This is a genomic window from Mycobacterium sp., from assembly GCF_036273375.1.
Classification (GTDB): Bacteria; Actinomycetota; Actinomycetes; order Mycobacteriales; family Mycobacteriaceae; genus Mycobacterium.
This window is the reverse complement of record NZ_DASUHS010000155.1, coordinates 1-21,413: the sequence shown is the minus strand read 5'-3', so window position 1 is coordinate 21,413 and position 21,413 is coordinate 1. Positions and strand designations below refer to the sequence as shown.

Annotated in this window: 24 protein-coding genes; 11 read left to right on the top strand and 13 right to left on the bottom strand. The window is 66.3% G+C overall.

Annotated elements, in window-relative coordinates:
• Positions 1 to 171 precede the first annotated feature (171 nt).
• A complete protein-coding gene (gene whiB1, locus VFW69_RS14685; protein WP_003874607.1) occupies positions 172 to 426 on the top strand; it encodes a transcriptional regulator WhiB1 in 255 nt (84 codons plus the stop codon).
• 73 nt (positions 427 to 499) lie between these two features.
• On the opposite strand, the gene pdtaS is transcribed toward whiB1, so the two are convergent.
• Together pdtaS and VFW69_RS14675 are read right to left on the bottom strand one after the other, a co-directional pair.
• On the bottom strand, positions 500 to 1,999 hold the full coding sequence (gene pdtaS / locus VFW69_RS14680; RefSeq protein WP_526502243.1) for a two-component system sensor histidine kinase PdtaS: 1,500 nt from the start codon (positions 1,997 to 1,999) through the stop codon (positions 500 to 502).
• Positions 2,000 to 2,049: 50 nt separating this feature from the next.
• A complete protein-coding gene (locus VFW69_RS14675; protein WP_007773063.1) occupies positions 2,050 to 2,265 on the bottom strand; it encodes a biotin/lipoyl-binding carrier protein in 216 nt (71 codons plus the stop codon).
• 235 nt (positions 2,266 to 2,500) lie between these two features.
• On the opposite strand from VFW69_RS14675, the gene VFW69_RS14670 reads away from it, so the two are divergent.
• A complete protein-coding gene (locus tag VFW69_RS14670; protein WP_011728008.1) occupies positions 2,501 to 2,575 on the top strand; it encodes a 50S ribosomal protein bL37 in 75 nt (24 codons plus the stop codon).
• A gap of 6 nt (positions 2,576 to 2,581) precedes the next feature.
• Here the strand turns inward: VFW69_RS14670 and rsrA are convergent, their stop codons facing one another.
• Both rsrA and VFW69_RS14660 read right to left on the bottom strand, forming a co-directional pair.
• Entirely contained in the window at positions 2,582 to 2,896 is a 315-nt protein-coding gene (rsrA, locus tag VFW69_RS14665) for a mycothiol system anti-sigma-R factor (protein WP_526502242.1), read from the bottom strand.
• Positions 2,893 to 3,555: a sigma-70 family RNA polymerase sigma factor gene (locus tag VFW69_RS14660; RefSeq protein ID WP_526502252.1), complete on the bottom strand. Its 663-nt coding sequence runs from the start codon at positions 3,553 to 3,555 to the stop codon at positions 2,893 to 2,895. The genes rsrA and VFW69_RS14660 overlap by 4 nt, the downstream gene beginning before the upstream one ends.
• A gap of 312 nt (positions 3,556 to 3,867) precedes the next feature.
• Between VFW69_RS14660 and VFW69_RS14655 the strand changes: the two genes are divergently transcribed.
• Entirely contained in the window at positions 3,868 to 4,728 is an 861-nt protein-coding gene (locus VFW69_RS14655) for an SDR family oxidoreductase (RefSeq protein ID WP_526502241.1), read from the top strand.
• A 9-nt stretch (positions 4,729 to 4,737) separates the two neighbouring features.
• Positions 4,738 to 5,280 carry a YbaK/EbsC family protein gene (locus tag VFW69_RS14650; protein WP_526502251.1) on the top strand — a complete coding sequence of 181 codons (543 nt, stop codon included), beginning with the start codon at positions 4,738 to 4,740 and terminating at the stop codon, positions 5,278 to 5,280.
• Here the strand turns inward: VFW69_RS14650 and VFW69_RS14645 are convergent.
• Genes VFW69_RS14645 through VFW69_RS14630 form a run of 4 tightly spaced genes read right to left on the bottom strand, consistent with a single transcriptional unit; the run spans position 5,267 to position 9,489 of the window.
• On the bottom strand, positions 5,267 to 6,286 hold the full coding sequence (locus tag VFW69_RS14645; RefSeq protein ID WP_526502240.1) for a zinc-dependent alcohol dehydrogenase: 1,020 nt from the start codon (positions 6,284 to 6,286) through the stop codon (positions 5,267 to 5,269). The two genes, VFW69_RS14650 and VFW69_RS14645, sit on opposite strands and share 14 nt — an antisense overlap.
• Positions 6,283 to 7,476 (bottom strand): sulfotransferase, encoded by a 1,194-nt coding sequence (locus VFW69_RS14640; protein WP_526502239.1) that lies wholly within the window; start codon positions 7,474 to 7,476, stop codon positions 6,283 to 6,285. Before VFW69_RS14640 ends, VFW69_RS14645 begins: the two co-directional genes overlap by 4 nt.
• 4 nt (positions 7,477 to 7,480) lie before the next feature.
• A complete protein-coding gene (locus tag VFW69_RS14635; protein ID WP_526502238.1) occupies positions 7,481 to 8,230 on the bottom strand; it encodes an SDR family NAD(P)-dependent oxidoreductase in 750 nt (249 codons plus the stop codon).
• Positions 8,227 to 9,489 (bottom strand): alkyl sulfatase dimerization domain-containing protein, encoded by a 1,263-nt coding sequence (locus VFW69_RS14630; protein WP_526502237.1) that lies wholly within the window; start codon positions 9,487 to 9,489, stop codon positions 8,227 to 8,229. The genes VFW69_RS14635 and VFW69_RS14630 overlap by 4 nt, the downstream gene beginning before the upstream one ends.
• A gap of 63 nt (positions 9,490 to 9,552) precedes the next feature.
• On the opposite strand from VFW69_RS14630, the gene VFW69_RS14625 reads away from it, so the two are divergent.
• Both VFW69_RS14625 and VFW69_RS14620 read left to right on the top strand, forming a co-directional pair.
• Positions 9,553 to 10,323, top strand: a complete 771-nt coding sequence (locus VFW69_RS14625) for an SDR family NAD(P)-dependent oxidoreductase (protein ID WP_526502236.1) — start codon at positions 9,553 to 9,555, stop codon at positions 10,321 to 10,323.
• Between the two features lie 8 nt (positions 10,324 to 10,331).
• Positions 10,332 to 10,949: a TetR/AcrR family transcriptional regulator gene (locus VFW69_RS14620; RefSeq protein WP_526502235.1), complete on the top strand. Its 618-nt coding sequence runs from the start codon at positions 10,332 to 10,334 to the stop codon at positions 10,947 to 10,949.
• A 391-nt stretch (positions 10,950 to 11,340) separates the two neighbouring features.
• Here VFW69_RS14620 and VFW69_RS14615 read toward each other — a convergent pair whose 3' ends face one another.
• The 3 genes from VFW69_RS14615 to VFW69_RS14605 all read right to left on the bottom strand — a co-directional run bounded on the left by VFW69_RS14615 (position 11,341) and on the right by VFW69_RS14605 (position 14,477).
• A complete protein-coding gene (locus VFW69_RS14615) occupies positions 11,341 to 12,462 on the bottom strand; it encodes a PPE family protein (protein WP_526502234.1) in 1,122 nt (373 codons plus the stop codon).
• A 787-nt stretch (positions 12,463 to 13,249) separates the two neighbouring features.
• On the bottom strand, positions 13,250 to 13,411 hold the full coding sequence (locus VFW69_RS14610) for a YegP family protein (RefSeq protein ID WP_526502233.1): 162 nt from the start codon (positions 13,409 to 13,411) through the stop codon (positions 13,250 to 13,252).
• A gap of 301 nt (positions 13,412 to 13,712) precedes the next feature.
• Entirely contained in the window at positions 13,713 to 14,477 is a 765-nt protein-coding gene (locus tag VFW69_RS14605) for an SOS response-associated peptidase (RefSeq protein WP_526502232.1), read from the bottom strand.
• A gap of 44 nt (positions 14,478 to 14,521) precedes the next feature.
• Between VFW69_RS14605 and aroA the strand changes: the two genes are divergently transcribed.
• The gene (gene aroA / locus VFW69_RS14600; protein WP_526502231.1) at positions 14,522 to 15,847 is read left to right on the top strand and encodes a 3-phosphoshikimate 1-carboxyvinyltransferase; all 1,326 of its coding nucleotides are present in this window, start codon (positions 14,522 to 14,524) and stop codon (positions 15,845 to 15,847) included.
• Entirely contained in the window at positions 15,844 to 16,839 is a 996-nt protein-coding gene (rsgA, locus tag VFW69_RS14595; protein WP_526502230.1) for a ribosome small subunit-dependent GTPase A, read from the top strand. Before aroA ends, rsgA begins: the two co-directional genes overlap by 4 nt.
• Here the strand turns inward: rsgA and VFW69_RS14590 are convergent.
• Positions 16,823 to 17,299, bottom strand: a complete 477-nt coding sequence (locus VFW69_RS14590) for a winged helix-turn-helix transcriptional regulator (protein ID WP_526502229.1) — start codon at positions 17,297 to 17,299, stop codon at positions 16,823 to 16,825. The two genes, rsgA and VFW69_RS14590, sit on opposite strands and share 17 nt — an antisense overlap.
• 97 nt (positions 17,300 to 17,396) lie before the next feature.
• Here VFW69_RS14590 and VFW69_RS14585 point away from each other — a divergent pair, with 97 nt between their 5' ends.
• The gene (locus VFW69_RS14585) at positions 17,397 to 18,578 is read left to right on the top strand and encodes a thiolase family protein (protein ID WP_526502228.1); all 1,182 of its coding nucleotides are present in this window, start codon (positions 17,397 to 17,399) and stop codon (positions 18,576 to 18,578) included.
• Positions 18,579 to 18,587: 9 nt separating this feature from the next.
• Positions 18,588 to 19,103: a DUF302 domain-containing protein gene (locus VFW69_RS14580; protein WP_526502227.1), complete on the top strand. Its 516-nt coding sequence runs from the start codon at positions 18,588 to 18,590 to the stop codon at positions 19,101 to 19,103.
• 59 nt (positions 19,104 to 19,162) lie between these two features.
• Here the strand turns inward: VFW69_RS14580 and VFW69_RS14575 are convergent, their stop codons facing one another.
• A complete protein-coding gene (locus VFW69_RS14575) occupies positions 19,163 to 20,650 on the bottom strand; it encodes an FAD-dependent oxidoreductase (RefSeq protein WP_526502226.1) in 1,488 nt (495 codons plus the stop codon).
• A gap of 214 nt (positions 20,651 to 20,864) precedes the next feature.
• Here VFW69_RS14575 and VFW69_RS14570 point away from each other — a divergent pair.
• Positions 20,865 to 21,413: TetR/AcrR family transcriptional regulator (locus VFW69_RS14570; RefSeq protein WP_526502225.1), on the top strand; the 549-nt coding region annotated here is incomplete at its 3' end.

Genomic DNA, 21,413 nt, shown 5'->3' with positions numbered 1-21,413 from the left:
ATAGCCCACGAGCGAACTCACACTATTGACATCTGTTGAGCCTGTGAAACGATCGAAAGGTTGCATGCAGAAACTACGTAGGAGTCCGGACTCCTTTTCTTCTGCACGCGTTAAACAGCCGAAGAAAATGGCCGTGCGCCTTGCTGCGCACTCAGTGAGGAGTAAAGACGTATGGATTGGCGCCACAAGGCGGTCTGTCGTGACGAAGACCCGGAGCTGTTCTTCCCGGTAGGGAACAGCGGCCCGGCGCTCGCGCAGATCGCTGACGCGAAACTGGTCTGTAATCGGTGTCCGGTGACCACAGAGTGCCTCGGTTGGGCCCTGAACACGGGCCAGGACTCGGGCGTCTGGGGCGGCATGAGCGAAGACGAGCGGCGTGCACTGAAGCGTCGCAACGCCCGGACGAAGGCCCGCAGCGGGGTATAACCCACATAACGCAAATAGTGCGGCCTCGACGAAAGTCGGGGCCGCACCTTTGCGTGTGGCCCGCAGCGCGCGTCTACAGCAGCAAACGGGTCCGCCGGCCGATCGGCACCCGTAGCACGACATCGGTGCCGCTGGCGGGCGCCTCACGCATGCCCAGGGTGCCGTCCAGCTCGGCCGATACCAGGGTCCGCACGATCTGCAGACCGAGGCTGTCGGAGGTCTCGAGGCTGAATCCCTCCGGCAGTCCGCGACCGTCGTCGTGCACCACGACGTCGAGCCAGCGGGCTGATCGCTCGGCGCGGATCGTCACCGAGCCTTCTTCGGTTGCCGGGTCAAAGGCGTGTTCGATCGCGTTCTGCACCAGTTCGGTGATCACCATGATCAGCGCTGTGGCCCGGTCGGAGTCCAGCACACCCAGGTCGCCGACCCGGTTGATGCGGATCGGCCGGTCCACCGACGCCACGTCGTTCATGATCGGCAGGATCCGGTCGATCACCTCGTCGAGATTGACCTGCTCGTCCACCGACATCGACAGCGCGTCGTGCACCAACGCGATCGACGACACCCGGCGCACCGACTCGATCAGCGCCTCCCGCCCCTCCGCATTGACGGTCCGGCGGGCCTGCAGGCGCAACAGCGCCGCCACGGTCTGCAGGTTGTTCTTCACCCGGTGGTGGATCTCCCGGATGGTGGCGTCCTTGGATATCAGGGCCCGGTCGCGACGCTTGACCTCCGTGACGTCGCGGATCAGCACCGCCGCACCGGCGCTGGCGCCGTCGACCATCAACGGCAACGTGCGCAGCAGTACGGTGGCTCCCCCGGCGTCGACCTCCATGCGCATGCTGCGCCCGCCGGCCACCAGATCCTGTACGTGCTCGGCCACCTCCTGCGCCTCGAACGGGTCGGAGATCAGCGGGCGCGTGACCTCGATGAGGTTGCGCCCCTCCAGTTCGGTGGTCAGGCCCATTCGGTGGTAGGCGGACAGCGCGTTGGGACTGGCGTACGCGACAACGCCGTGTACATCGAGGCGAATGAAGCCATCGCCCGCCCGTGGGGTCGAGCGCGACATCACCACGTCCCCGACGTCCGGAAAAGTTCCCTCGGCGAGCATGTGGACCAGATCGGTGGCGCACTCCCGGTAGGCGATCTCCAGCTGACCGGACGTGCGGTCGGCGGCCAACGCGGTCTGATGGTGGGTGAGCACGGCCACCACCTTGCCGCCGTAGCGCACCGGAGACGCCTCGACGTGGGTTCCGGGCAACCACGAATCTTCATGTCCCGCAACATCGTTCCGCTTGGCAGCGCCCGACGCGAACGTCTCGGCCACGAGATTCAACCGGTCGGACCCGAACTCGGTGCCCACCGCGTCGGTCTGCAGTGCCGTGGGCGCCGTGTTCGGCCGGCACTGCGCCACACAGACCAGCACGCCGTCGTCGCGCCGCACCCACATCAGGTAGTCGGCGAACGACAGGTCGGCCAGCAGCTGCCACTCCCCGACCACCGCGTGCAGGTGATCCACCGCGTTGCCCGGCAGCATGGTGTGTTCGGCGAGCAGATCACCGAGAGTTGACATCGCTTACTCCCCGGGTCTTTCCCCGGCAGCTGGTCGAGGGGGCCCGGCGGCTAGCTGATCACCGCGATGAGGTCGCCCGCCTGAATCACGTCGCCCACCGACACGCTGACCTTGCTGACAGTGCCGCCGACTTCGGCCAGGACGGGGATCTCCATTTTCATCGACTCCAGCAGCACCACGATGTCGCCTTTGCCGATCTGGTCACCCTCGTTCACAACGACTTCGAGCACGCTGGCCACGATCTCGGCACGCACATCCTCCGCCATCTTCACCCCACTCGTCTCGGCCTTCGCGCAGGCTGGCTGCTGGTCATCACGGTTCAATCAGGCCCATCAGGCTCGGATACATCGAACCACAAGGCCAGTCGGGACCGCGGCGCACGGGCCCCAGAGGGGCGTCTCCGAGGGCGAAGACACTGCATAGGACGTCTCGTGAGAGAATGGCGGTCAAGCCAACGGGCGCCGGGCGCCTGGTTTGACAGCAATCACGGAGGTTTTCACCATGGCCAAACGAGGCCGTAAGAAGCGCGACCGCAAGCACAGCAAGGCCAACCACGGCAAGCGCCCCAACGCCTGAGGGACGCTACTGCGTACGCCGGATGATCGTGGTGCGCCGGATCTCGAGCCGTAGCCGCTCGCGCAAACCCTCGGGGGCCTTCTCGCCCCTGCATTTGGTGGCGATCAACGCCTTGATTCGCTCTTCGAGCCCGTAGTGCTTGAAGCAGCCGGGGCACGCCTCGAGGTGCCGGCGCAGCTGCTCGCGGGTGTCCGGGCCGCATTCACCGTCGAGCAGCTGCCAGACCTGGCGGATGACCTCCGCGCAACCGACGCTGCCGTGTGACTCGTCGTTGGGGCAGGCTTCGGGCGAGGCACCGCCCTGGCCGGAGAACTCGCTCATGACGACACCTCCTCGTGCGTCTGCTGACCGCGGTTGAAGCCCCGCTCCTTGGCAACGTCGGCCAACAGGCCGCGTAGCTGGCGTCGGCCGCGGTGCAGCCGTGACATTACCGTTCCAATCGGCGTATCCATGATCTCGGCGATTTCCATGTACGGGAAGCCTTCGACGTCGGCGTAATAGACCGCCATCCGGAATTCTTCCGGCAAAGCCGCCAGTGCGTCTTTGATCTCCGAGTCCGGCAGCGCCTCTAGGGCCTCCACCTCTGCCGAACGTAGCCCGGTGGACGAATGCTCGGCGTTCGCGGCCAGCTGCCAGTCGGTGATCTCCTCGGTGGGATACTCCGCGGGTTGGCGCTGCTTCTTGCGATAGCTGTTGATGTAGGTGTTGGTCAGGATCCGGTACAGCCACGCCTTGAGATTGGTGCCGGCCCGGAACGAGCGGAATCCCGCATAGGCCTTGACCATGGTCTCTTGCAGCAGATCTTCGGCGTCGGCGGGATTGCGCGTCATGCGCAGCGCGCCACCGTAAAGCTGGTCCAGCAGGGGAATCGCGTCGCGTTCGAATCGCGCCGTTAATTCCGCGTCCGTCTCTTCGTGCGCTGGGGCCTCGGGTATCTCGGGTACCGTCGCGCCATCGCGGGCATCTTCAGAGTCGGCCATGTCGATCAACCCGGTCCCTTCTGCGGCGGTGTTGCCGGAGCGCATCGAAAGCGCCCCCGGACTCGCAAGGAAGCCAGCCAACCGCTCCTCGCCTAACAGGCTCGTCGCCGTTGACACCACGCTGCTCCTCCCAATCTAAAGGCTGACCCAGACACTGTCCGTCCGGGTCCACTCCACCGCATGTGAGACCGATTGGGTCAACGCCGTGCGCGACCTCGCTATTTCCGCACTGCGATTTGGCCGGGTACCGGCCCTGGCCGCCCGGGTCGGACCCCGATCGGGGCGATCCGGGTGTGGCGTTAATGTGACGCCATGTCCCACGCCAAGTCTCTCCAAGGCAAGACCATGTTCATCTCCGGCGCCAGCCGCGGTATCGGCCTGGCAATCGCCAAGCGCGCCGCACAGGACGGCGCCCACATCGCGCTGATCGCCAAGACGGCCGAGCCGCACCCGAAGCTGCCGGGAACGGTGTTCACCGCGGCCAAAGAACTCGAGGAAGCCGGTGGGCAGGCCCTGCCGATCGTCGGGGACGTCCGCGACCCGGATTCGGTCGAGGCGGCCGTGGCCAAGACCGTCGAGCAGTTCGGCGGCATCGACATCTGCGTCAACAACGCGTCGGCGATCAACCTGGGGTCCATCTCCGAGGTCCCGATGAAGCGGTTCGACCTGATGAACGGCATCCAAGTGCGCGGCACGTACGCGGTGTCCCAGGCGTGCCTGCCCCATATGAAGGGCCGGGAGAACCCGCACATCCTGACGCTGTCACCGCCGGTGCTGCTGGGCCAGGAGTGGCTGAAGCCGACGGCGTACATGATGGCCAAGTTCGGTATGACGTTGTGCGCGTTGGGCATCGCGCAGGAGATGCGCGCCGACGGCATCGCGTCCAACACGTTGTGGCCGCGCACGCTGGTGGCCACCGCCGCGGTGCAGAACCTGCTCGGCGGCGAGGAGGCGATGGGGCGCGCCCGCAAGCCGGAGATCTACTCCGACGCGGCCTACGTCGTTCTCAACAAGCCGTCCAAGGAGTTCACCGGCAACATGCTGCTGTGCGAGGACGTGTTGGTGGACTCCGGCGTCACCGACCTGTCGACCTACGACTGCATTCCCGGCTCGAAGCTGGGCGTCGACTTCTGGGTGGACGGTGTCAACCCGCCGGGGTATTCGGGTCCTTAACCCGTCGTGATCGCAAGCGCGGCGGAGCCGGGCGCAGCGGGTCACGACCGTCGAAAGAAGCCCGCGGGCGCGGCCACACCCGGCATTGCCGCGTTGGTGAAAGCCGGTGTGCCGCATGAAGTCCTGACCTACGGTCACGATCGGCGAGAGCAGTCGTTCGGCGCGGAGGCGGTCAAGGCGCTCAGCCACGTCGCCCGCATCGAACCCGGACAGATCTACAAGACGCTGATCATCGCCGTCCCCGACGGACTGGCAGTCGCGATCGTGCCGGCGACCGCCCGACTCTCGCTGAAGGCGGCCGCCGCCGCGCTGGGAGTTGCCAAGGCATCGATGGCCGACGCCCTGGTCGCCGAGCGGACCACCGGGTACGTGGTCGGCGCGGTGTCGCCGTTCGGTCAGCGCAAGCCGCTGCCAACGGTCGTCGATTCCAGCGCGCTGGCGTGGGATCGGGTGTTCTGCAGTGCCGGCCGTCGGGGCTGGGAGGTCGCGGTGGCGCCGCGGGATCTGATCCGCTTCATCGGCGCGGTGACCGCCGACATCAGCAGAACGTGACGACCACCTTGTCCGCGGCCCCCGGGGTGTGCGCCAGCTCGAGCGCTTCGCCGACGTTGTCGAACGGGATGGTGTGGCTGACGATCAGCGCGTATTTCTCCCAGTTCGCGACGAGATCCTCGGTCACCTCGAAGATTTCGTCGGGGTAGCCCATGGATCCGAGGATGGTGATCTCGTTGCTCATCACGTTGACGAACTCGACCGGCACCGGCTCCTTGTGCACGCCAACGATTCCCAGGGTGGCGCCCTTCTTGGCAGCGGCCAGCGCGGTGTTGACGACCGCGGGCACCCCGGCGGCGTCGAGGTAGATGTCGGTGCCTGCGCGTCCGGGTAACCCGGGGATTCCGGCTTCGCCCTCGCCATGCAGTTCGATGAGGCGCGCCACCACGTCATCGTCGGCGGAGTTGACGACGGCGTCGGCGCCGATCTGCAGCGCCTTCCGCAGCCGACTCGGGATCAGGTCCGCGACGACGACGTGGCTGACGCCAAGGGATTTGAAGGCCAGTACGGCGCCCAGCCCGATCGGCCCGGCGCCGAACACGACGACCTTGTCCGTCGGTTTGGGCCGGCAGCGGTTGGCGCCGTGGCGTGCGACGGCCATCGGCTCGTTGAGTGCGGCCACTTCCCACGGGATGTGATCCGGGATCACTTCGAGACTCGTTCCGCGGACGGCGTTTTCGATGAGCAGGTAGTCGGCTAGTGCCCCGCTGGCGCCGCCGTTGCCGATGATGCCACTGGGCGCGGCCATCGGGTTGATGACCACGTGGTCGCCGACGGACAGCCCGGTCACCTGGGCGCCGACCTCGGCGACCTCCCCGGCGGGCTCGTGCCCGAGCGGCGTGTGCCCCTGGCGCGGCGGGATGCCGCCGATGGTGATGTAGAACGCGTCGGAACCGCAGATGCCGCAGGCACGCATCCGCACCAGGACGTCGCGCGGGCCTACCTCGGGGCGCTCGGTGTCGAGAACCTCTGCCCTACCCGGTCCGGTGACCACGGATGCTTTCACGGTGTGCCTTCCAGTTCGATGTCGAAGGTATCGAGGTACTCGGCGAAGGTCGGCGCGAGCTGTTCGACGCTCAGGCCGTATTCGTCGAGGCGGTAGGCGTTGAGCGCGAATCTGTCCTGGGGGTGCTCGGCGAGCCAATCCCGCATGCGCCCTTCGGTTTCGGCGGTCAGAGGTTCGTCAGCCCACTCGTAGATGCGCCGCATGACGTCCATCGGGTCGCGCATCATCTCGTGGTAGTACATGTGAAAGAAGCGTTCGTCGCCGATCCGGTCGCGCGCCCGCAGCGGCCGGTCGACGTGGTAGCGCATCTGCCACAGCGCCAGCCGGCCCATGTCCTTCTGGTCCAGCAGCTCGGTGTTCATCACCAGACTCTGCGGCAGCCGCCACAGGTTGCACAGCGAACCGGTCGCCTTGTACGGATCGCGGTGCGCCCAGATCAGCCGGGCGTCGGGAAAGACCTTCAGCAGCGCCTCGATGTGCACCGAGTGCGAGGGCATCTTCAGGCTCCAGTTGCCCGGCGCGGTGGACTGCAGGACCTGCAGGTAGCGCTTCTGGTATTCGTAGGTGCTGCTCATGTCGGCCTCGTCGAAGAGCCACCGCGCGTAGCGATCCGTCGGCAGGAACGAATCCCAGGACAGGCCTTTGAAGTCCTGGTTGTGAATGAACATGTCCTCGGTCGGGCCGTCGGCGTCTTCCCAGTGCGGCAGCGGCATTTTCGCCTGGGTCACCAGTTCGAGGATCTTGCGTTGCTCTTCCAGCAGGGCCACGCAGCGCGGGTCGGTGCGCAGTGTGTCGGTGCCGGCGGGCGGGATCGGGTCCACGCACTGCCAGTGCAGCAGCGATCGCCGGGCCGGGTCCAGGTCGAGCAGGTAGCTGATCACCGTGGTGCCAGTGCGGGGCATGCCGAGCACGATCAGGGGCCGCTCGACGGGCGTGTCCAGCACTTCGGCGTGCGCCTGGACGTAACCGTGCACCTGCATGCGCCGCCCCAGCGCGTTGGTGACGTCGTCGAGGACGCGTTCGCGACCGAACGCGGTGAAGACCGGCGAGGTGTTGAGCTCGTCGAGGATGAGCTGTAGCCCGTCACGCCATGAGTCGGAGTCGATTTCGGTGAGGCCGGTGCGTTGGGCAGCCAGCTTGAAAACGTCGTCGGCGGTCGCGAGGTTGTCGAAGTTTGTGTGGTCGCTCATCGCGCTAGACCGTCAGGTATCCGCCGTCGACGGCGATGGTGCTGCCGGTGATGTAGGAGGCGGCGTCGGTACACAAGAACAGCGCAGCACCGGCGCAGTCCTGGGGTGTACCGGGCCTGCCCAAGGGGGTGTGGAAGCCGATCTCGACATCCATCACCTCGGGAATTCCCATGGCCGGATGCGTCATTCGGGTGTCGATGAGTCCGGGCGCGATGGCGTTGACCCGGATCCCGTCGTTGGCCCACCGGCGGGACAGGTTCATGGTCAGGGCGATCAGACCCATCTTCGACGAGGCGTAGCCCGGGACGAAGACCGCCGAGCGGAACGCGGACATCGAGACCACGCTGACGACGCTCGCACCGCCCGGCACCTGGCTGGACTTAAGGCGCTGATGGCAGCGCATGGTCAGCCGCATCGGGCCGAGCATGTTCTGCGTCACCGACGCGACGTAACCCTCCGGGTCGTATTCGTCGCCGGCGGGATAGGGGCCACCCGCGTTGTTGATTAGGATGTCCAGGTCGCCCAGTGAATCCGCCAGGGCATCAACGGATTCGGCATCCTGGATCTGGCACTGGCGGTAGGTGAACGCACCCAGCTCCGTTTCGGGATAGTCCTCGGCCGAGCCGCGGGTGCCGGTCACCGTGACGGCGGCGCCGGCGGCGGCGAAGGCGGCGGCGATCGCGTTGCCGATGCCGCTGGTGCCGCCGGTCACCAGCACGTGGGCGCCGGTGAAATCGAAGTTGACGGTGTTCATTCGGTCGTCCTCAGTTCGTTGATCGACTTGGTGAGCCAGGCCCTTTCCCAGAAGTTTTCGGTGTCGGCCAACAGGGCCTCGTGCGCGTCGGAGGCCACCGCCCGCGCACCGGCGTGCATCGGCTGGGCGGCCAGGATCAGATCGGTGAGGTGGATGGCCTGCACCGGCCGTCCGGCGGCCACGTGAGCGCGGGCCGCGTGCAACAGCGCGTCGGCGCCGGCGGCACTGACCACATCGGTGGCAACCGAATCCGGTGCCACGCCATACAGTTCGGTGGTGGAGCTATGCCGGAACCATCCGGTGTACATCTCCCAGATGGCCCGCACATTCCAGGAGGTCTTCCCATAGCCCTCGCCGATGTCGAGGTGCCCGGGCACCTTGACATCGCGCATGGCGGTGTGGATGTCGGCGCCGGAATTCATCAGTTCGGCAGTGCGATCGTGCACGGCCTGCATTCCGTCGCGCATCGCGGTGACCTCTTCGGCGATACGATCGGCGCCCTCGATGGGGTCGAAGTGGCCCGTGATCAGCCGCCGCGGTCCGTATTCCAGCACGGTGTTCAGCGACTCGATGTAAAGGATCGGATCGCGATATCGATCCCCGCGGATGGTCATCAGGTTTGGGACGTGCCCGAACAATGGACCGAATAGGTTGCCGCTGAACATGATTCGACCTTCCGGCAGCCACACCACCAGTGCGTCGGTGGTCTCACCGCCGGGCGTCCATGCCAGCTCGAAGGTGCGCCCGCCGACCGTGAAGCTCATGTGCTGGTCGAAGGTCGTGGTCGGCTCGGGGAACGAGAAGTCGATGGTCGCGGGGTCGATCGTCTTGAAGTGTTCGAGCACCGCGTCGGAGAACTTCTGGAACGCGAACGACGTCTTGGGCACCCGGTAGCCCATGAGCAGCGTGTTGTCGTCGCGCCAATACCGATAGTTGCGGTGCATCACCACTTGGGTTCCGGGCGTTTCCGGGGCGCCCTGCTCGCGCAGCGAGTTCACCCCGCCCCAGTGGTCGGCGTGCCCCTGGGTGACGATGATGGCCCGCGTCCGACCGGCGACGTTGGCAAAAGCCTTGCGGTGCAATGGGCCTTCGAAGACCAGTCCGCTGTTGACAATGACCCGTCCCTCATCGGTCGCGACCGCATAGGAGTTGGAGACGCCCGGCGACATCCAGACGCCGTCGCCCAGGGGCTGCGCGGGGGTGTCCGTCGCCGCCGAGAGCTCGCCCGCACCGGGGCGCTCTCGATGGATCCCTGCCATGACTGGCGATCCTCTACAGTTCTAGAGGTAAAGTCAATATCTTCGATGCGGGAAGGGGCGCTCATGGGACTGCGCGGTCTGGCCGACAAGGTGGCGATCGTCGCCGGCGGCGCAACCGGCCTCGGGGCGGCGACCGCCGCCCGGCTGGGCGAGGAGGGCTGCCGGGTGGTCATCGGGGACGTCGCCGTCGACACCGCGCAGCAGACGGCCGCGCGCATCGCCGCGGCCGGGGGCACGGCCGCCCACGTGGCCTTCGACCTGTCCGACCCCGCATCGGTCGCCGGCCTGATCGATTTCGCCGCAACGACTTACGGCGGAGTGGACCTGCAGTTCAACGTGGGCGCCGACATGAGCGCCATTCGCGCCGACACCGACGTGGTCGATATCGACTTCGACGTCTGGGACCGGGTGATGACGGTGAACCTGCGCGGCTATGTGGCCGCGATGAAATACGTCATTCCGCACATGCTGCGCCGCGGTGGCGGGGCAATCGTCAACATGTCCTCGGCGGCGGCGTTCCAGGGCGAGCCCGCGCGTCCTGCCTATGCCACCGCGAAAGCAGGCATCGGCGCCCTCACCCGCCACGTCGCGTCGCGGTGGGGCAAGGACAACATCCGGTGCAACGCGGTCGCGCCCGGGTTCACCGCCACCGAGACCATCCGGTCGGTGCCGCAATGGCCGGACCTTCAGGCCGCCGCGCTCAAGCGCATTCGCGGGCCCCGTGTCGGCGATCCCGGCGACGTCGCCGCGCTGGTCGCCTTCCTGCTCTCCGCCGAGGGCGAATGGATCAACGGTCAGGTCGTCAACGTCGACGGCGGCACGGTGCTGCGCTGAGGACAGTCATGGCCACCAACACATCCCGGAGACGCAACGGCGATGAACGCCGCCGCGACCTGTGCGATGCTGCGATCCGGGTGCTGGCCGAGCACGGCTCGCGCGGACTGACGCACGGGCAGGTCGACCGTGTCGCCGGCGTCCCCGAGGGCACCACATCGTACTACTACCGCACCCGCGCCGCCCTGCTAAACGGCGTCGGCAAGCGCGTCGCGGAGATCGATGTGGCCAACCTGCAGTCGGTAATCGACGAGCCGGTCGATCCGCTCTCGCCCTTCGCACACCTGGCCCGGCTCACCATGATCCAGGCCGACGGATCCGGGCTGATGCTCAACAGGGCGCGCCACGAACTGCTGCTGGGCGCCGCGCGCGATCCCGGTCTGGCCGAGACGTCGCAAGTGTTCGTCGCCCGGATCAACGGCATGGCCCGCGACGCCATCGCCCACCTGCAGCCCGACACCCGCGACCCCACACTGCTGGCCGCGCAGACCACCGCCGTCACTACGTTCATCGCCGGTGTCTTCACCCGGCTGGCCGCCGGCGACCGCAACGTCGGGGACTCCGAGCAACTCGGCCGTCTGCTGGAAGCCGTGGCCACCGCGGTGGCGCTCGCCCAGCGAGGTTAGGTGCCGGATTCGATGGAACAACTTCTGGTGAGTTCCGGACCGCAACGTCAACGGCAACTGGAATTGGTCCTGAGCAACTGATTCGGCTTCGGCCGCGGTTAGGCAGGCAACCTCTGCCCGGCGCAAGCGCCTGAAATCACTTGTGCCACTGTGGATTCAGAAGTCTCCAGGAACGGCATCATCGATCGGTTTTGGACTGACTGGTCGACGCGGGACCCGCAGCCGAAGGTACTGGCCGCACTGTTGGAGAAGCTGAGTTCGGCGTCAGCACAGTGGTCGTCGTGGTCTGGCGGTGGTGCGGACGTTGACCGAACGGGGCGCAACGCCTGATCCGGGCAATACACACTGATGCGTGGTCCGATGACAAACCCCGGCGGCGTGGTGGGCCTTCTTATCCGCCCGCCGGAGGTCGCCGCATGATGGTGCCGGGGATCGGCGGTCCATAGCCTTTCTCGTCGGGCTTGTCCCGCTGGGCTTTACGCGCTCCCGGCGGCATCGGCGGGATAAACATCGGGGTTAGTGGCGCGCCCTGGGCTGTTGTTGCCACCAACGGTGCCTCTGCGGCGGCCAGCTGGATCGGGGAGGTGACCGCCGAAGGCGGGACCACAAGGTTTCCGACGTACATTCCCTTGCCGAGAGAAGCGGTGACAGACGTCTCCACTGCACTGGTTGTAGCGGCCGGCGGGGCAAAGAAATTCGGCGCCCCTCCCACGGCCTCGGGACCGGTGACGTTGTAAGCGATAGCGAGGTTGCGAGGGGTGGCGGCCAGGACGTCTGGGGCTTGCCCGGGGAAGAAATCATGACCTCCGGTGAATACGCTGAAGGCGTTAAACGGGAACCCGCTCGAGATGAACTGGCTCTCCTGGTTAAGTAACGCCCCGATGGTGGGATTGGAGAAAAACGGATCCGTGGGAAGCGTGAGAGCGGGCGGATCGGCAGCGGCTGGTGCAGCGGCTGGGGCAGCGGCTACCGCCGCGCGCTGTGCGGCCATGCCGTTTGGGTTGCTGGTGGCGGGAGCAGGTGTAAACGGCTGTAGCGTCATGGTCTGCGCGCTGGTGGCCTGATAGCCCAGCATGGCGGTGGTGTTATCCGCCCACATCTGCAGGTACTGGAGCTCGGTGGCGGCGATGGCGGGGAAGTTGATGCCGAAGACGTTGGTCGCGATCAGCTGAGCAAGCAGCGTGCGGTTGGCGGTGACCACGCTGGGATGCACCACAGCTGTCTGGGTGGCGACGAACGAGCTGGCCATGGTGGTGGCCGCCATCGACATCTGAGCGGCCTGGACTGCGGTGGTCTGTAGCCATGCGACGTAGGGAAGGGTAGACACGGTCATCGCCGTCGCTGATGGTCCCTGCCAGGGAATGCCCGCCACGGTGGAGGCGTAGTCAGCGGCGGTCTGTCCCAGCTCGATCGCGAGCTGGCGCCAGACGTTGGCGGCAGCGAGCAGTGATCCGGGCCCCGGCCCTGAATGAATCAGTGCCGATGTGATTTCGGGAGGAGCCCAGAAGTCCACGCCGACCCCCTGTCAAAGCTCGGCGTCGATAATCTCGATGCCGCGCATGCGGGCCTGCGCGGCATGGCATCCCCCAAGGGACCGATTTTCGCGTCCCAATTGTTGTCCCTTTCGGTGACGTTCGTGTAGAGACGTGGCCCGTTCGTCGATCGACAGCGTATGCGCCCGCGGGTTTCCTCACTTTGGGAATCGTGAAATTCACTTGGTCAATTCGCGGCGTTCATCCAGCAGCGCATCGCGACGCCTATCGACTCTTCACTAAGCGGCGAGAGCCGCGGTGGTGCGCTCTGATCCCGACTTTCACCCTTCCCGCACAGGTTTAGTGGACTCCCATGCGGTGTTAGAGCGCCGGGTCGGGATAGTCGAAAACTTCTAGATGGAGTGAAAGTTGATCTGTGGCGAATGCATTTAGCCCCATCTGTTTTGTCAGCGCCCTTCCCCCATTACAGAGTTGCCGGATCGCCGGGGGCGGGCGCGGTTTTGATCCCCTCCGCATAACCCCGCCTTGCATTGGAGGGCGCAGACTTTCGGACCCAGAAGTTCCGACAGAATTGGCCCACTTGTCCGTAATTGGGGCTGGCCTGGCAATCGCCCATTCGGGGGCCGTCCGTGGAGCCATCGGTCTGGGGTTCGTCGATGCAAGCCTGGTGGGCAGCGGGATCGGTGATGCTGACACAGGGATCGTCAGCGTGCGCTTGCGCTGGTGAAATGCAGAGGGGTGTCAGTGCTGTCACTGCTGCCACCAACGCGTCCATTGCCTTCTTCATCAGTTCTTCCCAACGCGGGGCTAGTTGCGCTCAAACTCCTGTTCAGTCAGGTCTACAACCTTCGCGACGGAAGCGTTCGTCTTGACCGACTCGAAGCCATTTTCGGCGGCTGCCTTGGTGTCGTGACTCTGGCTGGCGGCGATGATTTCGCCGTTGGCGGGTTTCAGTTGGAATCGCGACATGCCGGCTTTGTCCTTGCTGATCCCGAACTTGGCTGCCAGGGCAGTTCTCCTTGTTCGTTTACTCGAACAGCAAAAACGCTACGCCTCAATGGCCGGTGGCGCACCCACGGAGCTTAGAGGTTGCGGCCGTTCACTAGCTCCAAGACGCTCATCCAGCAGCGCGGGAGAGCTGTGGCGGCCCGGTCAACAGCCGCGAATCAATACCTTCCAACACCCCGAGAAAATTCTTCGTGGTGAAGACGACGATGAGGACCGCAGCGCGGGGCGGCATGACCACCGCATCCGTTGAGCTGAGGCAGAGCTAAAGGATTTTCATCTGCTCGGGCTGCGGCTCGGCCGGCTCGAGCAACTGCGGGCCGTTGTTGCGTACGTTGTTGACCAGCGTCGACACCTCGCGCATCCGGATGCCGCGCACGTCCGGCGTGCGGGCCAGCAGATCCTCGTCGATCGCGGCGTCCGGGTCCAGCCAGCGATCCCAGTCCCGCTGGGGCAGCGCCAGCGGCATCCGATCGTGAATCTGCGCCAGTTCCCCCGGCGCATCGGTGGTGATGATCGTGCAGCTCAGCAGCGGCGAAGCGTCCTTGGCCGGTTTCCAGACCGACCACAGGCCCGCCATGAACAGCGGCTCCCCGTCTTCGGAGTACATGAAAAACGGCGTCTTGCGGGTCTTCTTGCCGGCCGCATCGTCCGAATTGACCCGCCATTCGTAGTAGCCATCCATCGGGATTAGGCAGCGCTTGGACTTGGCGCTGGTCCGGAAGGCGGGCGACGTGGTGACCTTGTCCGCGCGAGCGTTGATCAGCATCGGACCCTTGGTTTCGGGCGCACCGTCGGCACCGGCCTTGGCCCATGGCGGCACCAAACCCCAGCGCATCAGCCGCACCCTCCTGGTGGGCTGGTCGTCGGGCTCGGAATGCCGGCTGACGACGGTCGCGATGGCCGAGGTCGGGGCCACGTTGTAGTTGGGCGCGGCAGAAGCGGCGCCGGCGCCGGTGGCCTCGTCGATCGCCTTGATCTTCTCGGCCAGCAGGGCCGGATCGGTCGTTACCGCGAACCGTCCACACATACATTCCATGGTGGCAGAAACCGGCGACAGGCAATGATGGACGAATGAGTACGTGGACGGCCCCCGTGGCATCTCAGCCCGTGCACGCGACCGTGACCATTCCGGGTTCGAAGTCGCAGACCAACCGGGCTTTGGTGCTCGCTGGGCTGGCGGCCGCCCTAGGCTCGGGGTCCCCGGGCTCGCCCAGGAAAAGCAAGCCGACCATCAGCGGGGCGCTGCGCAGCCGGGACACCGACCTGATGATCGGGGCGCTGCGCACCCTGGGCTTGCGTGTCGACGGTGACGAGCGTGTCGACGGTGACGAGACGGAGCTGACGGTCAGCGGTCGGGTCGAACCGGAGCCGCCGGCGCAAGTCGATTGCGGCCTGGCCGGCACGGTGCTGCGGTTCGTGCCGCCACTGGCGGCGCTCGCCGAGACGGCGGTGGAGTTCGACGGCGACGAGCAGGCCCGGGCACGGCCCATCGCGCCGCTGCTGGACGCGCTGCGCGGGCTCGGCGTCCGGATCGACGGCTCCGGTCTCCCGTTCCGGGTGCTGGGCGCGGGTTCGATCCCCGGCGGCATCGTGGAAGTCGACGCCTCGGCTTCCTCGCAGTTCGTTTCGGGGTTGCTGTTGTGCGCGGCGTCGTTCGCCGAGGGACTGACCGTTCGACACACCGGTGCGGCACTGCCGTCGGCGCCGCACATCGCCATGACGGTGGTGATGTTGCGTCAGGCCGGCGTCGACGTCGACGACTCCGTGCCCAACCGCTGGACGGTGCGCCCTGGGCCGGTCGCGGCGCGGCACTGGGAAGTCGAGCCGGATCTGACAAACGCCGTTCCGTTCCTGGCGGCGGCGGTGGTCACCGGCGGCGCCGTGCGCATCACCGGCTGGCCGGCCGACAGCGTGCAGCCCGCCGACGACATCCTGTCCGTGTTGGGCAAGCTGGACACCGTTGTCACGCAGACTGATTCGTATCTCGAGGTGCGGGGGTCCGGGGAGTATGGCGGTTTCGACGTCGACCTGCGCGCGGTCGGCGAGCTGACACCGTCGGTGGCCGCCCTGGCGGCGCTGGCGACGCCCGGATCGGTGTCCCGGCTCACCGGCATCGCTCACCTGCGGGGGCACGAGACCGATCGGCTCGCCGCGCTGAGTGCCGAGATCAACCGCCTGGGCGGCGATTGCGAGGAAACGTCCGACGGCCTGGTGATCACCGCGACGCCGCTGAGTGCCGGGATGTGGCACGCGTATGCCGACCATCGGATGGCGATGGCGGGCGCGATCGTCGGGCTGCGGGTGGATGGGGTCGAGGTGAACGACATCGGCGCCACCAGCAAGACGCTGCCCGACTTTCCGCGGCTGTGGGCCCGCATGCTGGAGCAAGGCATGTGAGGCCCGGCGACTACGACGAGTCCGACGTCAAGATCCGCTCCGGCCGGGGCTCGCGTCCGCGGACCAAGACGCGTCCCGAGCATGCCGACGCCGAGGCCGCGATGGTGGTCAGCGTCGACCGCGGCCGCTGGGGATGTGTGCTGGGCGGGGACGTCGATCGCCGGGTCACCGCCATGCGGGCCCGCGAACTGGGCCGCACGCCGATCGTGGTGGGCGACGACGTCGACGTGGTCGGCGATCTGTCCGGGCGACCGGACACGTTGGCCCGCATAGTGCGTCGCGGCGAGCGCCGAACGGTGTTGCGGCGCACCGCCGACGACACCGATCCGACCGAACGGGTGGTGGTCGCCAACGCCGATCAGCTGCTGATCGTGGTGGCACTGGCCGATCCACCACCCCGTACCGGCCTGGTGGACCGGACGCTGATCGCCGCCTACGCCGGCGGCCTCACGCCGATCCTGTGCCTCACCAAGACCGACCTCGCCCCGCCGGAGCCGTTCGCGGAGCAGTTTCTGGACCTGGACCTGACGGTGGTTGTCGCCGGTCGCGACGATCCCCTGCTCGCCGTGGCGGACCTGCTCGCGGGCAAGATCACCGTGCTGCTCGGGCATTCCGGCGTCGGCAAGTCCACCTTGGTCAACCGCCTGGTGCCCGACGCGGACCGCGCCGTCGGCGACGTGACCGACATCGGCAGGGGACGGCACACCTCGACGCAGTCGGTGGCGCTGCCGTTGACAGAGCCGCTGGGCACCACCGGCTGGGTGATCGACACGCCGGGCATCCGATCCTTCGGGCTCGCTCACATCCAGCCCGACGACGTCATGATGGCGTTTTCCGACCTGGCCGAGGCCATCGCGGATTGCCCGCGCGGCTGCGGGCACATGGGGCCACCGGCCGACCCCGAGTGCGCCCTGGACACACTGACCGGGCCCGCCGTGCGCCGCGTAACCGCGGCGCGCCGGCTACTGGCCGCGCTCAACCAGACTTCTTAGCGAGGCGCATGCCGAGCTCGTCGGCCGGTACCAGATGGCCGTCGGCGCAACGGATTTCGACGCTCGCCTCGGCGCCGCAGCCCAGATGGATCAGCCGTAGCCGGTTGTGGCCCGGCAGATGATGCCTCCCCCACTCGAACATCGCCCACACCACCGGCATGAAATCGATGCCGGCATCCGTGAGCACGTACTCGTCGCGGCCGCGCTGCCCGGGCTCCCGATAGGGCTGGCGCCGTAGTAACCCCAGCTCGACCAGTTCGCTCAGCCGTGCTGAGGTGGCGGCCTTGGTGATGCCCACCCGACGGGCGAAGTCATCGAATCGGGTGGTGCCGTAGTACGACTCGCGCATGATCAGCATCGCGGATTTGGTTCCGACGACCGCCATGGTCTTCTCGATTGCGCACTCGCCCACCGCCGACCAGGCGTCGCGGTCGGCCAGCGGTCCTTGCAGCAGTGTCATCTAAATCACCTCCGGAGCTGGGTTGCTTTAAGCATACCGAGGTGTTTATCTGGGTACAGCGATCTATACCTAGATCAACGGGACTCGAGGAGGAGTCATGAACCAGGTCCGCGACGCCGTCATCGTCGGAGCCGTCCGCACCCCCATCGGCAAGGGCAAGGCCAGTGGCGCGCTGCACGACGTGCTGCCGGCAGATCTGCTGGCACACAGCCTGCGCGAGCTGGTGGCGCGTACCGGCGTGGATCCGACGCAAGTCGACGATGTCATCGCGGGCGCCGTCACCCAGGTCGGCGACCAGGCGGCCAACATCGCCCGTAATGCCCTGCTTGGCGCGGGGTTCCCGGAGTCGGTTCCCGGCGTCTCGATCGACCGCCAATGCGGCAGCAGCCAGCAGGCCATCAGCTTCGCCGCCCAGGGTGTGATCGCCGGCGCCTACGACCTGGTCATCGCCGGCGGCGTGGAGTCGATGAGCCGCGTCCCGATGGGCACCCAGGTGTTGCCTGGCAGCAACCCGATGGGCGAGGACATGACCCGCCGCTACCCCGACGGCCTGGTACCGCAGGGCATCAGCGCCGAACTGATCGCCGCGAAGTGGGGCTTCTCGCGCGCCCAGCTCGACGAGTTCTCCGCCGGCAGCCACGAGAAGGCCGCCCGCGCCACGAAGGAAGGCCTGTTCGACAACGAGCTCATTCCGATCGCCGGGCTGGCCACCGACGAAATCATCCGCCCCGGCACCACGGTCGACACGCTGGCCGGGTTGCAGCCGGCGTTCTACAGCGACGCGGCCAAAGCCCGTTTCCCGCAGATCAACTGGGAGATCACGCCCGGCAATTCGTCTCCACTGTCCGACGGTAGCGCCGCCGTGCTGATCACCACTAGCGAGGTCGCCAACAAACTGGGCCTGCGCCCGCTGGCCCGGATCCACACCACCACCGTGGTGGGCTCCGACCCGCTGTACATGTTGACCGGGGTTATTCCGGCCACCGAGAAGGTGTTACAGCGCGCCGGGCTGAGGCTCGCCGACATCGACCTGTTCGAGGTGAACGAGGCGTTCGCGCCCGTCGTGCTGGCCTGGGCGCACGACACCGGGGCCGATCTGACCAAGACCAACGTCAACGGCGGCGCGATCGCGATCGGGCACCCGTTGGGCGCCAGCGGCGCTCGCATCATGACCACGATGGTCAACGCGCTCGAACAGCGGGGCGGACGGTACGCATTGCAGACGATGTGTGAGGGCGGCGGCATGGCCAACGCCACCATCATCGAGCGGCTGGGCTGAGGAGGCACCATGACCGCATCAGCATTTGGATTGACAGAGGCCCGCTTCGACGGCGTCCGCATGCGCTACGACAGCACCAAGAGCTACGACGAGCTGCTCGCGGCCCTGCTCGCCGACATCGGCGAGCAGCCGGTGCCGATCAACGATATCGCGACGCGCACCGGCGACTGGCAGTCGTATCAGGAGCGCGTCGAATCTCATGTCGGGCCAAGCGGATTCATGTTGTTCGGCACCGTCGACCACGGCGCATGGATCACCAAGGCCGGCATCGACCGCAAGGTGCTGCGGATCATCCTGGGCAACCCCCTGATCGCCATCACCATGCTGCGCCACGACGTGAAAGCCGGGCTGTTCGCCCCGGTCGAGCTGCTGCTCGCCGACGAGGGTGCGGGACACAGCAGCCTGACCTACGTCAAGCCGTCGTCGCTGATGGTGGTGGAGCCCAACCCCGAGTTACTCAGCGCTGCAGAGCAACTCGACGCGAAGCTGGCGGCATTGGCCGTCAAGGTCACCAGCGGCTCATGAACGCGGCGGGACGGCCAATACCCGCCACCGTCGGGCGACAGGGTTAACCAGCCACCCAGTTACGTTGTGGCGCTGGGTGCATATTCCTCGCCCAGCGGACCGCAGCGGATATCGAAACGCTCCCGGACCGTGTCAAGAACGCGGCGCTGGCGCTCGCGTTCCCGGCGGTGCGTGAGCACGAACCGCGCCAGGCCCGGCAAGCGGCGCGGTAGCGGGTACCAGTTATCGAAATCCAGGCCGTTTTCACCGAATACGCTACGGGGGACCTCGTCGTAGATCAGGCTGAGGTTGTGCTGGACGAGCGCGAAGAGGACGTACGGAAATGCCAGCGGTGCCTTTTGCCTCAACTTCTGCCAGTCGACTTCGTATAGCGGGATCTCACCGAGCTTGTCCAGGAACAGCAGATGCCCCAGGAAATACCCAATGAAGGCGGGCAAGTGCAGTATGGCCGACCGCACGTTGATGGAAACGACTGTGCCACTGGGTGAAACGTAAGGCTCGTACGGGTCCTCGTCGCGGAATTTGACGTATCCGGTGCAGTTGACGACCCAGCTGCCCGGTTGAATCGTCTTCGTCGATCCGCTCCGGAACACCAACTCGGTGGTGTCATTGCGATCGACTGCATCCTCGAAATAGTCCATGACGACATCGTTTAGCCCGGCGGAAATCGTGCGGTTCTCGGCGTCCGACAACACTCCCAATACGAAGTTGTCCGCCCGAGGGGTCAAGAACGTGCCATGGGTGGCCCGGTACCACCCTTGGACGTCTGATTCGTTCGTGCCGTCGTACCGGCGACTTAATTGCGTGGCGAGGTTGCTCGTCGGTGTGCCCTTCCACCACCGCCGGATGCCGCTCGGAAACAGGCCGTCGCGTTTGGAGAAAAATGTTCCTTGGCCGGCTACGAGGTTTACCTCACGACCGGGGTATGTAGTGATCAATGCATGCGCGGTGTCCATCGCGGTTTTTCCGCCGCCGACGATCCACACCGGCGCATCGCTTTTGCTGATGTCGCCCACCCGGACGTCGCTGTAGTCGGGCGAGACCGAATGGACGTGTGTGCTGGAGATGTCGAGCGGCTCGTTCGGCGTGATCCCCAGGCCATAGGCTTTGATCAATCGCTTGGCCTCGACGACGAGCACCCGGCCGTCGTCAGCCCTGGAGGTGACCCGCACGATTCCGTTCGCTTCTTCCTCCGACTCGAAGTCCCACCCGAAGTACTCGTCCACCTGCACGCGTTCGCGTATCACGTCCACGCAGTGCCGAAAATGGTCGAGCACTTCGCCTTTGGTCGCCAAGTAGGCGCGATCCTTGCCGATGGTCCACTCGATGTTGCCCGCGGTGAACATCGGGTGAGGTTGATGCAGGCGTACATACGAGTACACATCGACCCACATGCCGCCGACGCGCGCCCGACGATCGATCAGGATCACCTTGTTGTCCCGCGACAGATATCGGCTCGCGGCGAACAGTGCATTCAGCCCGGCGATGCCTGCTCCAACGATGCAAACGTCGCAGGTTTCTACCGGTGGGGGCTGGGACGCGGACATCGGACCACCTTTCCTCGCACCGAAACAATTATGTGTCCGCGCCGCGCGCCCCGATAGGGTAATTGACTACGCGAATTGACGGACTTGCCGCCAAGGTGGCCACCTCGTGAACGCCCAGCGCGACAATCAGTACTGGCTCGCCGAGATCGTCGGCTGATCCCTTCGCTGACGACCGTCATTGACGACCGTCAGTGAAGGGGCGTACGGTGCCTTCATGGAGTCACCACCGGCGCCGTCCGCGACCGGATCGCCGGCCGGGGGCGTCCGCGAGGCGCGCCGGCTGGAAACCCGCGCCCGCTTGTTCGACGCGGCACTGACCGAGATCTCACGGCGCGGCGTGGCCGCCGCCGATGTCAGCGCGATCGTTGCCGATGCCGGCGTGGCCCGGGGGACGTTCTATTTCCACTTCCCAACCAAGGAACACGTTCTGATCGAGGTGGAGCGCGTCGAGGAGACCCGGATCATCAGCGAACTCGGCGACGCCAAGGGCGATCTTGCGTCGACGCTCTCCCAACTCGTGCACCACGTGCTCAGCGCTGAAAGCCGTTTGGGGGAAGCAGTTTTCCGCGACATGCTCGGATTGCATTTCTCCTCAACGCGTCCAGTCGAAGACGAGTTCGCACAGCACCCGCTCGGACAATTTCTGGTGGGCGTCATCAGTCGAGCCCAGGACGCGGGGCAGGTCAACTCCGACGTCGACGCCGCCGAACTCGCAACGTTCTTCCTCACCGGACTTTTCGCGCTGCTGGCCACCGGGGCCCAC